Origin of the sequence: Trinickia symbiotica (assembly GCF_003028655.1) — a bacterium.
Taxonomy (GTDB): Bacteria; Pseudomonadota; Gammaproteobacteria; order Burkholderiales; family Burkholderiaceae; genus Trinickia; species Trinickia symbiotica_A.
Genome location: NZ_PYUC01000005.1, coordinates 327,525 through 339,027 on the forward strand (window position 1 = coordinate 327,525; position 11,503 = coordinate 339,027).

Genomic DNA, 11,503 nt, shown 5'->3' on the forward strand with positions numbered 1-11,503 from the left:
TAAACGAAGGGTAGGTTTGAGATCATCGCTTCCCCACTCATGGTCCTCACGCTCGTGCCGCACTTGTAGTCGGCTCGTCGGCCTCGCCTTGTCGTGGCTCTTGTTCGGCATCGCTTTTCGTCGCAAACATCACGCATGCGGCAGCACCCGCCGCCGCAACGGCGATCGCGGCCAGCATCGCTTTGGAACCGCCGAACACCTGTTGCAGCGCGCCGCCGATGAAGGGGCCGAGAATGGCCCCCAGCCGCCCGATCGCGAGCTCCATTCCGACCGCGGTTGCCCTCATTTGCGTTTCATAGGAGGCCGCCGTGAAATTGTTCAGCACGAATTGCCCACCGATGATACAAAAGCCCGCCGCTGCGCTGAATGCGAAATTGATCCAGTGCGTATGAAAGAAGACGAGCGCCAGCACGGAAAGCGCCCCTGCCGCCCACCACGCGCAAAGCCATTGACGCGGACGATTCGAGTGATCGACGAGGTGACCGCAGACAAGGCCGCCGACGAACGACATCACCTGCATCATCGCGCCGAATGCAAAGCTCGCGGCGAACGTTTCGCCACGCGCCTGCATCAGCGTCGGAAGCCATCCGGAGAGTCCGAATATGCAAAAAAGGCTCAAGAAGCTCGTGGCACAGATCGCGATAGACTGCCTGCGGTAAGGCGCCGCCAGCAATGCGAGCACCGGGGCTCGCGCGAGCGCGCGATGCCGCGCCACGCCGCGGTCGCGATATGACGCGGCGCGCTCGGGGCGAAGCTTGCTTAGAATCGCTTTGAGTTCTTCGTCGCGCCCGCCGAGCAGCAGGAATTTCGGCGATTCGGGCAAATAGCGATGCACGAAAGGGATTAGCAAGATCGATAGCGAGCCCACCCAGTAAAGCCCTTGCCAACCCGTGCGAGGGGTCACGAACACCCCCACGATGCCGGCGGCCGCGCCGCCCGCCGCCCAGCCCAGCGCCACGCCCCAGAGCGCGAACGTATTGGCGATTCGCCGCGGCGCGAGTTCATTGATGTACGTGGTCGAGAGCGGCAGCAGCACCCCGAGACCGAGGCCTGTCAAGACGCGCAGCGTGCAAAAGCTGGCAAAGGAATGGCCCGCGATAGCGGTCAGCACGGAGAAAATCGTCGTGATCCATAAGCCGCCGAGCAGTGTGATGCGCCGGCCGCATCGGTCCGCAATCGCTCCATGCACGGCCGCGCCGAGCAGAAAGCCGACTAGGCCGCTCGAGACGAGCATCCCTGCCTGCTGCAACGACAGGCTCCATGGCCCGCGCACGTAGTGAATGACGTAGGCCGGATTGAATGTGTCATAGCCGTCGAATAGCGTCAGCAACGCCAGCAAGAGGCCGAGCTTGACGTGCATCGGGCTGACCGGCGCGTCCGATAGCTCTTCATGCACGTCGATGAATTCCTCATCCATGGTGTCTCGCTCCATTTATTGTCCTGATGCGCAAGCGGCATCGGTCGCGTTCGGTCTCTTCTCGTAGCCCCCCCTGCCGCAGTGCTGCCCGTGAGTTAAGCGTGGGCGGCAAGCGGAATGCTCGCTGCAGCCGCCCATGGGCTCCGCGGCCTGGCCTCGATTCAGACGTCGCCTAGCTTGAAAAGCCGTGCCGCGTTGGTCCGGCCGATCTTGATCCGGTCGTTTTCGCTGATCGACGCGTCGTCGAACCATTGCGCCGCGTGATCCACGTTTTCGAAGGGCCAGTCCGCCGAAAAGAGGATGCGGTCGGATCCGATCTCGAGCATCGCATCGATCAGCGTTTGGGTGCGGAAATTGCCCGAAGTCGTCAGCCAGAAATTCGCGCGGAAGTATTCGGCGATAGGCTTCTCGGCCGGGTAACTCGGTTTGGTCTTCACCCATGCGTTCCGGTTGTCGACACGCCACATGCTGTACGGCAGCCCCTCGCCCATATGGCCCAAAATGATTTTCAAGCGCGGATGCTCGTCGAAGAGTCCCGAGCCCATCATGCGTAGCGCGTGAACCGCCGTCTCCTGACCAAATGCCCATGTCGGGCCAAGCAACCATCGGTGGCCGTCGTAAATCGGTGCATGCGCGGGGAGCGGATTGCGCGGGTGCAAGTAAAACGGCACGTCCAATGCCTCGACCACCGCCCAGAATGGGCGAAACTGCGGCAGATCGTAGTAGAGCACGTCATCACTGCCTTCCGTTTGCGAGAAACCGTTGACGAGGGCTCCAACGAAGCCGAGCTCCTTCACGCAGCGCTCGAGCTCACGGGCCGCGAGCTCGGGCGATTGCATCGGCAGTGCGGCAAACCCTTTGAAGCGATCAGGGCGCTTCGCGATCTGCTCGGCAAGAAAGTCGTTCGCCCGCCGAGACAGATCGTGCGCCGCCTTCGTGTCGGGAATAGCCTGCACGGTCGGTGCATTGAGAGAGAGGATCATGAGCTCGATGCCGTTTCGATCCATTTCCTCGATACGGCGGCCCTGGATGTCGAGAAGTCGGCTCTTCAACTCGCCCCAATACGAGGGCGGCACGAATCCCGCCGAATCCTGGACGGTCTCCTCGATGGCAAAGTGCTCTTCGAGCGCGATCTTGCGCGTTGCTTTAAACATCATCGATGCTCCATTCGCGTCAATATTGACCTTTAGGCTCGAGGCCGAGCGCCATCTGCCCGTACATCGTGCCCACGGTGTCCCAATTCATGCTGATGTGCCGGCCCACCGCATTGGCATCTCGCCAAGCGCGCTGGATCGGATTGGCGAGGTCGAGCCCCTGCCCTCCCGTCGACGCATTCAACGCCTCCGTCGCGCGAATGGCAAGCGAGACGGCGAACGCCTGGCCGAGTCGGCTCTTGATTCGATCTTCGACGGATACTGCGTCGCCGGCGTTGACGGTTGCCTCGCGATCGCGCAGGTCGGCAATGAGAACCCGGCGCGCCGCTTCCGCGCCTGCGGTCGCTTCCGCCACGCGCAACTGAATCGTCGCGAACTCGGCCATGCGGTTCTGCCCGCCGGCGACGGCGCCCCGCGTGACACGTCGAGCCGTTCGCTCCAGGTAGTCCTCGAGCGCGCCTTGAGCAGCGCCCACGGCGACCGATGCCAAGCACGACGGGATGGCGCTCAGCATCGGAATGGAAAATCCGGGATGGTGACGATAGAGCTTCGCGCCGGGCGTCTCGCCGCTTGTCGTTTCGGAAAAGAGAAGCGCTCGATGCGCCGGCACGAATACCTTGTCGAGAACGAGCGTTTTGCTGCCGGTCCCTGCAAGGCCGATGACGTGCCATGTATCGTCGATCGTGTAATCCGTCTCCGGCACGAGCAGGAATGCGGGCGCCGGCTTCTCGCGGTCACCCTCCGCAGGCAACACCGCGGCGCACAGAGACCACTGTGCGCATTCGCATCCGCTCGCGAAGCTCCAGCGGCCGCTGATCAGATAACCGCCGTCAGTTGCCTGCGCTTGGCACGCGGGCGCATAGGAGCCGCAAACGAGCGCGTTGGGGTTGGCGGCCCAGACGTCATGCTGGGCTTGGGCCGGAAAGGAACCCACGAGCCACTGGTGCGCGGCGAGTAGCCCGGCCACCCATGCCGTCGATGCACATGACTTGGCCAAGTCGATGTTCAGATCGACAAGCGCGGAAAAGTCACCTTCCCAGCCGCCGAAGGCCTTGGGCTTGACGACATCGAAGTACCCCGCGTCGCGCAGGGCATCGATGACGTCCATCGGAACCCGGCGCTCGGCTTCCACTTGAGCGGCGCGGGCCTTGATCGATGCCGCAAGCGCAGCGATGCGCGTGCGCAGATTTTCAACCGAGGGACGGTCGGCGCCGCGCTGCGCGGCCGCCCCTGCTTCTCGTTCTACAACGATCATGGGTCACCTCCAGTTGTCAGTTGTGCCGGCAGCTTCGGCGAGGCGGGCACCGCCAAGCCGTTGCGAACCGCCGGATACGGTTACGATGCGCGCCCTTGCACTAGCAATAGGCGGCGTTGCGGTAAAGGAGCGGCCGCGCGTCATCCCCGAGCATCACGTCGTCCGCACTGCCGATGAAGATCGTATGGGTGGCGAACGGAATGGCCGCATGCTTTCGGCAAACGATATTGGCCTGGGCATTCGAAAGGTAGTGCGTGCCCGATCCGTGCGTAAGCCACTCGCCTACGGAGAAACGCTCCTCAGGCGACGATGCGCCGCTGAATGCTTTCGACACTTCAGCCTGATCGTGCGTCAGCACGTTCACGCAAAAGTGCCGCGCAGAGATGAGGATGTCGTGCAAAAACGTGGATTGGTTCACGCAGATGATCATCGATGGGGGATCCATCGAAAGCGAGCTGACCGCGGTCATCGTCATGCCGTGGCGACGATGGCCATCGCTGGCCGTGATGATCGTTACCGTCGATGCGATGCGACGCATCGCAGCACGGAACGACGTGCCGATGGGCGGCTGATGTACGGCCAGGGTCTCCATATCGTCTCCTTGATGTCCGGGCCTCGAAGCGCCGTGTTGAGTTCACTATACTTTCACTTGCAACTGTTTGCAACGCAAATAATGCATCCGAAACTCTTGCTTTGATAGAATGGGGCAATCGTGCGAGAGGGATGCCCCATGTACAAGTTCACCGATTCCTTTCCCTATCTGCTCAATCGCGTCGGCGTGCGGATGGGGGAGTTGTTCTCGCGCCGGATCGCGGCATACGGCATCACATTGCCGATGTATCGAGTGATGGCGGCGCTACGAGAGGTGCCCGATCAGCGGCTCAACGACTTGGCGGCCATGACGACGGTCGAGCTGTCCACGCTGTCGCGCCTCATCGGCACGATGGAGAAGATGAAGCTCGTGTCCCGTAGCAGGCTGGAGAACAATGCACGAACAGTCGCGATCAACCTGACCGAAGCCGGCGAAAGGACATTGCAAGAATTGATGCCGATCGCCCGGCATTTCGAGGAAGTGGCGGTAAGCAAGCTTTCGCCCGCAGCGCTGAAAACGCTGAAGAAGACGCTCTCCGACATTTACGATCTGCTCGACATCCTCGAAGAGGAAGCGACGGTCGCGGCAGAATGAGTCGGGGGGCGCAGAGACGGTAAACGAAAAAAGGCTGTCGCGAAGAACCCGCGACAGCCTCCCGCCAGCAATCGTGCGAATTGATCTCGTCAGAACGCCGAACGCCCCACCCGTACATACGCGTCTCGTTCGCCACGATAGGTCGAATGCGTCGCGTTCACTGCCGCACTTGCACCGCTATGCGGCGAACCGGCTTGCACGCCACCGACATCCGGGTTGGCTGCGACCTGCTCGGCGGCGAGCGTTTGGACGCTTTGGCCACGTTGCGAAGCGGGCGCGCCGACTTCCGGGCGGTAGGAAGGCGCCGGGCCAAGGCCGCTGGCAAAAGCCGGGGCAGCCAAAGCGGCGGACGATGCGATCAACAGCGCGGCGATAAGCTTGGTCTTCATGGTGATACCTCCGATGAGTTTTCGTGTCTTCCGGGAAGTGCCAGGAACCTGGTTTGGTCCTTGCAGCACTCGGTCTTGAACTTCGATGGAGGCAGTGTAGGGATTCGCCGGCGTGCGACAAAGAGGGCTAAACCGATATCACTTTTCTTTGCGGATGAATAATCGGGCAATGCCATAAGGCAAGCACCGCCTGTGCAGCAACGTATGCATCATCGGCATGTATGACGCCGAGGTTGCGTCACCACTGATGGTGGACGAACGGCGCTATCGTTTCAAAATACATCGCCCGCAGGGTGGTCATCGCAGACTCCGTCAACGCTGGCACTTCACTCGCCGCGCAATTGGCCTTGGCTTGTTCCGCATTCTTAGCGCCGGGAATGACGGTAGTCACGCCCCGATTCATGAGGATCCAACGCAGCGCAAATTGCGCCATCGTTACGCCTTCTGGGACCAACGAGCGAATTCTGTCGACCGCTTCGAGCGCGACATCATAAGGTACACCCGCAAACGTCTCGCCTTTGTCGAACGCTTGACCCTCGCGGTTGAAATGGCGATGGTCATCGGCCGCGAACCTGGTATCGGCTGTCATCTTCCCGGTCAGCAGGCCGGATGCGAGAGGCACGCGGACGATAACAGCAATCCCTCTGTCTTGTGCCTCACGCATGAAAAGGTCCGCCGGCCGCTGCCTGAAGAGGTTGTAAATGATCTGCACGGACTTGACGCCCGGGTACTCGATTGCTTTGAGACCTTCCTCGACTTTCTCCACTGAAACGCCGTAGTGACGGATCTTCCCCATCGTGACCATGGCGTCCATGGCCTCAAACACTTCGGGCCGGTAATAGACCTCGGTTGGCGGGCAATGCAGTTGCACGAGGTCGAGACAGTCGGTATCGAGGTTCTTCAGGGATCGATCGACGAACGCGTTCAGATTGGCCGCGGTATAACCCTGTGCCGAATGAGGATCGAGACGGCGGCCCGCCTTTGTAGCGACGAACGGCCGTGGCCCGCCGCGCTCCTTAAGTACCGCCGCGATGATTCGTTCGGAACGCCCATCGCCGTACACATCGGCGGTGTCGATAAACGTTGTACCGCTGTCTAGCGCCGCATGCAGCGCGGCCTTGGCGTCGCTTTCCGAAACCTCGCCCCATGAGCCGCCGATGGCCCAAGCGCCAAACCCGATTTCGGAAACTGCCTGTCCTGTCTGCCCAAATGGTCGTTGATTCACTTTTCTTCCTCTTTTATGGCATGAGTTGTCCGCCGTTCACCTCGATAACCTGACCGGTGATGTACCCAGACAATGCGGGGGATGCCAGAAAGAGGAATGCGCCGACGCATTCCTCGGGCGAACCTGCTCTCCCCATGGGTATCGAGGCGGTTTGCGATGCCCAGATATCGGGCGGAGTGTATTTGTCGTGGAACGGCGTCTGAATCAGTCCCGGCGCCACGGCGTTGACGCGAATTCCGTCGCCGACGAATTCCTTCGCTTGGCCGCGCGTCAAGCTGCTGACGAAGCTCTTCGTGGCCGCGTAGAGCACGGCGCCAGCCCCGCCACCTGTGCGTGCGGCGATCGACGATGTGTTGATGATGTAGCCGCCGGTTTTTTTCAAAAACGGATAGGCAGCCAACGTCGCGTCCCATACCGAACGGGCGTTGAGGTTCACGACCTCGTCAAAATGACCTTCAGGCGTCTCCGCCGTCTTGATCCGCCCCAACATGCCGCCGGCGTTGTTGATGAGCCCATCGAGCCCGCCAAGCATGTCTGCCGCCGCCTGCACGACATGCGATGCGCCGCCAGGTTCTCGCACGTCGCCTTGAATGAGGCTGATCCGCTCCGGCGATTCGGCGCGCAGCGCCTCTGCTTGCGCGTCGCTCTGGTTGTAATGAGCGACGACCTGGGCGCCCTGTGCGGCAAACGCGCGGACAACCGCTGCGCCGATTCCCGTCGACCCGCCGGTGACGAGAACCTTCGTACCATTCAGATCGCCGATTCGCACGTGCTCGAAACTTGGCATCACATCCTCCGCAAAAGGTCCCATCACGGCGTCACGAACCGTGCGCCGCCATGACATCCGCTGGATAGGGATGATTGCACGGAGTAGAATGAATTGAATTCACTGACCTGCTGAACCGGATTCACCTTGGCAAAAACGGAACGTGTAGACTTCGCGGACCTGAAGTCATTCCTGACGATTGTGAGGTGCCGCAGCTTTCGGCTCGCTGCAATCGAACTGGGACAAACACCGTCGGCTGTGAGCCATGCGATGCGCCGACTCGAAGAGCGTCTCGGTACAAAACTCTTGAACAGGACTAGCCGAGCCGTTTCGGCCACTGCCGTCGGTCGTGAATTGGCAGCGCGGCTGGAAGATGGCTTCAACCAGATCGGCGCTGCGCTCGAAACGCTCGAAGCGCCTGGCGCCGCGCGACTCGGAGAGGTTCGGCTAAACGTCTTTGCCGATGCGGCGCACTTGCTCATTGCTCCCGCGCTCCCGGAATTCGTGCGTCGCTGTCCCGACGTGCGGCTGACCGTCGTCGTCGAGGACCGTCCTATCGACATCGTGGCCGAGGGCTACGATGCAGGGATTCGATATGGTCACTATGTCCCGGAAGACATGGTCGCCGTACCGCTCACTGGACCTCAGCGATGGGTCATGGCCGCTTCGCCCGGCTACATCGAACGGCACGGCGTGCCTCGACGTCTCAATGAACTGGCCAACCACACGTGCCTGCAACTTCTGCTCGGCGACAATTCGGGCTACCGGTGGGAATTGAACGAGAGGGGAGCGGCGCGCCGTCTGCGAGTGCCCGGCTTGCTCACGATCAACGATACGTCGACCACCATCAGTGCGTGCAAGGCGGGGTTGGGAATTGCTTACCTACTGGAGGCCCGCATCGCCGACGAATTGGCGCGCGGTGAACTGCAGGTCGTGTTGAAAAGGAATGCTTACCCCGAGGACCCGTTTCACTTCTACTACAGCAGCCGCCGTTACAACCACCCTGCCCTTCGTACGTTGATCAACATCATCCGGGAACAGCAGTCCCTGCCGCCGCTCGCGGGCGAGAAGCCAGCGAACCGAAAGCGCTAGTCGAGCGATGAGGCGAAACAGGGGGAAGGAGTGCCTTACGGGGATAAAATCCGCGGCGCTCACGATTCGAGCCTCAAGGTCGAGGCCGTGGCGGTTTTGTAGCAGAAATAATCCATATCGAGCTCACTCACGCTCGCTGCCGACTATCGAGCGGCATTCCAAATGTCCGGACCACGAAGTCGACGAAGCTGCGCAGCTTCGGGGTCGGCCGGCGATCGGGCGCCAACAGCAGATGCATCGGCCGGGACGGCGGCTCGTAGTCCGGCAGCACTCTCAAGAGGCGGCCTGAGGCCAGATCGCCTCGCAGCATGTCGCAAGGCTGCAGGATGATGCCGAGCCCTTCGATCGCGGCTTCTCGCAACGCCTGCCCATTGTTGATCGACATCCGGCTTTTCACGCGCACCGCTTGCGTGCCGTGCGCGCTCGTAAACTCCCATACGCTATCGGCCGGCCGCGTCCAGTACGCGAAGCCGAGACACTCGTGCGCCGCCAGGTCAGCGGGATGTTGCGGGGTGCCGCGCTCGCTCAGGTAAGCCGGCGACGCGCACGCGACCAGCCGGTAAGGCGCCAGCGGCCGCGCGATCAACCGCGAATCGGGTAGCGGCGCGATGCGGATCACCGCTTCGTAGCCTTCGTCGATCATGTCGACGACGCGATCGGTCAGTGTCACGTCGACGCTCACATCCGGATGCTCGCGCAGATAGAGCGCAAGCATCGGTATCAGGCTGTACGTGCCGAAGCTGACCGGCGCATTCACCTTCAGCTTGCCACGCGGCACCGCCCGCAGACTGTCGGCGAGCGCCTCGGCGGCTTCGACTTCCGCGAGCACGGCCTTGCTGCGCTCGTAGAACGCCCGCCCCGCTTCTGTCAGGCTCTGGCGCCGCGTCGTCCGGTTGATCAGTTGCATGCCGAAGCTCGCTTCCAAAAAGCGGATGTGCTTGCCGATCAATTGCGACGATAGCCCGAGCGCCACGCCGGTCGCCGCGAACGACCCGGTCTCGGCCGCCTTGACGAAAATCGCCATGCTGGTGAGTCGATCCATGATCAGGGTATTAGAAACAAATCGTTTCGAGAGATCGATCGATTACGCCATTTATCGCGCAGTCGGCTCTAATTATATTGAGGCTGCCCATCACTCGCTGGAGGTCGAATCATGTCCCGTATCGTGCGTTTCCATCAAAAGGGCGGTCCCGAAGTGCTGAAGATCGAGGAAGTGGAGGTGCCCCCGCCGGGCCCCGGCGAGATTGCGGTAGAAATCAAGGCACTCGGCCTGAATCGCGCCGAATCGATGTTTCGCTCCGGTCCGTATGTCGAAGAGCCGGAGTTTCCCGCACGGCTGGGCTACGAAGCCGCGGGCATCGTCAAGGCGCTCGGCCGCGACGTGACGAATGTCGCCGTCGGCGACGCGGTCAGCATCATTCCGCCGTTGTCGATTACACGCTGGGGTGCTTATGGCGAGCTAGCGAACTTCCCGGCCGAACTGGCGGTCAAGCACCCGGCCTCGCTTAGCTGGGAAGAGGCCGCGGCAACCTGGATGCAATACGTGACCGCGTACGGCGCACTCATCGATATCGCTCGTCTCAAGCAAGGAGAAGCCGTCATCGTCACGGCGGCATCAAGCAGCGTGGGGCTCGCCGCGATTCAGATCGCGAAGATCGTAGGCGCGACGGCCATCGCCACTACCCGAACGCACGCGAAGCGCGACGCGCTGCTAGCATTCGGCGCCGATCACGTGATCGTCACGCAAGAGGAAGACCTCGCCGCACGCGTCACACAGATTACCGGCGGCGCCGGTGCGCGCGTGGCATTCGATCCAGTCGGCGGCCCGGCGCTGGAACGGCTCGCGGAGGCGCTTTCGGTGGGAGGCATCATTTTCGAGTACGGGGCGCTCAGTGCGGAGCCCACGCCGTTCCCGCTCTTCCCGGTGTTGGGGAAAATGCTGACGGTGCACGGCTATCAGTACAAGGAAATCGTCGGAGATGCCGAACGACTCGAAAAAGCGAAGCGCTTCATTCTCGACGGGCTGACTTCGGGTAAGCTGAAGCCGACGATCGATCGGGTCTTCTCACTCGATCAGATCGTGGACGCGCACCGCTACCTCGAGTCCAATCAGCAGTTCGGGAAGATCGTCGTGACGGTGTGACGCTGCGCGCGATGCGTCGGCCCGGCAACACAAGTTGCCGGGTAAGCATGTTCCGCACAGGCGAGCGTTTCAACCCAGTCCAAACGATTTTCTCAAGCTTGCATCGACGGGGCCGGCCGGCATGAAACGTCGCAATTTGCTCAAGAGCGATGCCTGCCCCGCCGGCGTGCGACGCATGCGCCAAGTGCCGAGCGCCGCTTCGATAATCGCGTTTGCCACGCCGTCGGGCTCGGGTGCGCCTTTGACACTATCTACGACCGCGCTTGAAGCAAGCGCACGCTCGCGATCATAGTCGGCGATCTTTGAGCTTGCTTGAGGCGCGTTGATGTCCAGATTGGTCCTGGTAAACGATGGTTCGACCAGTGTCGCGCGGATACCGAACTGACGCACCTCATGGTCCAGGCTTTCGGTCAGCCCCTCGACAGCATGCTTGGATGCCGAATAGAGCCCCATGTACGGTGCCGGCAGAAAACCGAGCACGGAACTGACATTGACGATCCTTCCGCTACGCTGTGCTCGCATGTGAGGCAGTACCGCCTGCGCCGTGCGCAGGATGCTCAAGACATTGGTATCGAATAGCGACGCGGCCTCGGCTGTCGCCGTTTCCTCCACCGCGCCAATCAGGCTCATTCCCGCGTTGTTGACAAGCACGTCGATTCGCTTGGCTCGATCGATGATGGATTGAATTCCGGTCTTGACGGAAGCGTCGTCGCGAACGTCCATCTCGACGAGCTCGACGCCAGGCAATGGAGCGGCCTTGGCGATGCTGCGCACGGTTCCAAATACGCGGCATCCCCGCTTGGCAAACTTCTCGGCGGCAGCGCGTCCAATACCCGATGACACACCGGTCACAACGACAACAGTGGAATTCGACAT

The 11,503-nt window shown here is 61.6% G+C and carries 12 protein-coding genes; 3 read left to right on the top strand and 9 right to left on the bottom strand.

The annotated features are described in order from the left end of the window. Positions 1-46: 46 nt before the first annotated feature. The 4 genes from C9I57_RS12300 to C9I57_RS12315 all read right to left on the bottom strand — a co-directional run bounded on the left by C9I57_RS12300 (position 47) and on the right by C9I57_RS12315 (position 4,418). Positions 47-1,417, bottom strand: a complete 1,371-nt coding sequence (locus C9I57_RS12300) for an MFS transporter (protein ID WP_107150925.1) — start codon at positions 1,415-1,417, stop codon at positions 47-49. A gap of 161 nt (positions 1,418-1,578) precedes the next feature. Beyond that, positions 1,579-2,574, bottom strand: a complete 996-nt coding sequence (locus C9I57_RS12305) for an amidohydrolase family protein (protein ID WP_107150926.1) — start codon at positions 2,572-2,574, stop codon at positions 1,579-1,581. Between the two features lie 16 nt (positions 2,575-2,590). Continuing rightward, positions 2,591-3,826: an acyl-CoA dehydrogenase family protein gene (locus tag C9I57_RS12310; RefSeq protein WP_107150927.1), complete on the bottom strand. Its 1,236-nt coding sequence runs from the start codon at positions 3,824-3,826 to the stop codon at positions 2,591-2,593. A 100-nt stretch (positions 3,827-3,926) separates the two neighbouring features. Continuing rightward, the gene (locus C9I57_RS12315) at positions 3,927-4,418 is read right to left on the bottom strand and encodes a flavin reductase family protein (RefSeq protein ID WP_107150928.1); all 492 of its coding nucleotides are present in this window, start codon (positions 4,416-4,418) and stop codon (positions 3,927-3,929) included. A 138-nt stretch (positions 4,419-4,556) separates the two neighbouring features. Between C9I57_RS12315 and C9I57_RS12320 the strand changes: the two genes are divergently transcribed. Further along, on the top strand, positions 4,557-5,012 hold the full coding sequence (locus C9I57_RS12320) for a MarR family winged helix-turn-helix transcriptional regulator (RefSeq protein WP_107150929.1): 456 nt from the start codon (positions 4,557-4,559) through the stop codon (positions 5,010-5,012). 89 nt (positions 5,013-5,101) lie between these two features. Here the strand turns inward: C9I57_RS12320 and C9I57_RS12325 are convergent, their stop codons facing one another. From C9I57_RS12325 to C9I57_RS12335, 3 genes are all read right to left on the bottom strand, one after another. Then, positions 5,102-5,401 (bottom strand): hypothetical protein, encoded by a 300-nt coding sequence (locus C9I57_RS12325; RefSeq protein WP_107150930.1) that lies wholly within the window; start codon positions 5,399-5,401, stop codon positions 5,102-5,104. Positions 5,402-5,639: 238 nt separating this feature from the next. Further along, the gene (locus tag C9I57_RS12330; RefSeq protein WP_107150931.1) at positions 5,640-6,626 is read right to left on the bottom strand and encodes an aldo/keto reductase; all 987 of its coding nucleotides are present in this window, start codon (positions 6,624-6,626) and stop codon (positions 5,640-5,642) included. 13 nt (positions 6,627-6,639) lie between these two features. Beyond that, positions 6,640-7,413, bottom strand: a complete 774-nt coding sequence (locus C9I57_RS12335) for an SDR family NAD(P)-dependent oxidoreductase (protein WP_107151080.1) — start codon at positions 7,411-7,413, stop codon at positions 6,640-6,642. A gap of 126 nt (positions 7,414-7,539) precedes the next feature. Here C9I57_RS12335 and C9I57_RS12340 point away from each other — a divergent pair, with 126 nt between their 5' ends. Beyond that, entirely contained in the window at positions 7,540-8,484 is a 945-nt protein-coding gene (locus tag C9I57_RS12340) for a LysR family transcriptional regulator (RefSeq protein ID WP_107150932.1), read from the top strand. 127 nt (positions 8,485-8,611) lie between these two features. Here the strand turns inward: C9I57_RS12340 and C9I57_RS12345 are convergent, their stop codons facing one another. Beyond that, entirely contained in the window at positions 8,612-9,526 is a 915-nt protein-coding gene (locus C9I57_RS12345; RefSeq protein WP_107150933.1) for a LysR family transcriptional regulator, read from the bottom strand. Between the two features lie 111 nt (positions 9,527-9,637). On the opposite strand from C9I57_RS12345, the gene C9I57_RS12350 reads away from it, so the two are divergent. Continuing rightward, positions 9,638-10,627, top strand: a complete 990-nt coding sequence (locus C9I57_RS12350; protein ID WP_107150934.1) for a zinc-dependent alcohol dehydrogenase family protein — start codon at positions 9,638-9,640, stop codon at positions 10,625-10,627. Positions 10,628-10,696: 69 nt separating this feature from the next. Here the strand turns inward: C9I57_RS12350 and C9I57_RS12355 are convergent, their stop codons facing one another. Then, on the bottom strand, positions 10,697-11,503 hold the full coding sequence (locus C9I57_RS12355) for an oxidoreductase (RefSeq protein WP_107150935.1): 807 nt from the start codon (positions 11,501-11,503) through the stop codon (positions 10,697-10,699).

Excerpts from the sequence above, each read along its gene's own strand:
- C9I57_RS12300 (WP_107150925.1), bottom strand. The coding sequence starts at position 1,417 with ATGGATGAGGAATTCATCGACGTGCATGAAGAGCTATCGGACGCGCCG.
- C9I57_RS12325 (WP_107150930.1), bottom strand. The coding sequence starts at position 5,401 with ATGAAGACCAAGCTTATCGCCGCGCTGTTGATCGCATCGTCCGCCGCT.
- C9I57_RS12335 (WP_107151080.1), bottom strand. The coding sequence starts at position 7,413 with ATGCCAAGTTTCGAGCACGTGCGAATCGGCGATCTGAATGGTACGAAG.
- C9I57_RS12355 (WP_107150935.1), bottom strand. The coding sequence starts at position 11,503 with ATGTCGAATTCCACTGTTGTCGTTGTGACCGGTGTGTCATCGGGTATT.
- C9I57_RS12320 (WP_107150929.1), top strand. The coding sequence starts at position 4,557 with ATGTACAAGTTCACCGATTCCTTTCCCTATCTGCTCAATCGCGTCGGC.
- C9I57_RS12350 (WP_107150934.1), top strand. The coding sequence starts at position 9,638 with ATGTCCCGTATCGTGCGTTTCCATCAAAAGGGCGGTCCCGAAGTGCTG.
- C9I57_RS12315 (WP_107150928.1), bottom strand. The coding sequence starts at position 4,418 with ATGGAGACCCTGGCCGTACATCAGCCGCCCATCGGCACGTCGTTCCGT.
- C9I57_RS12310 (WP_107150927.1), bottom strand. The coding sequence starts at position 3,826 with ATGATCGTTGTAGAACGAGAAGCAGGGGCGGCCGCGCAGCGCGGCGCC.
- C9I57_RS12345 (WP_107150933.1), bottom strand. The coding sequence starts at position 9,526 with ATGGATCGACTCACCAGCATGGCGATTTTCGTCAAGGCGGCCGAGACC.
- C9I57_RS12305 (WP_107150926.1), bottom strand. The coding sequence starts at position 2,574 with ATGATGTTTAAAGCAACGCGCAAGATCGCGCTCGAAGAGCACTTTGCC.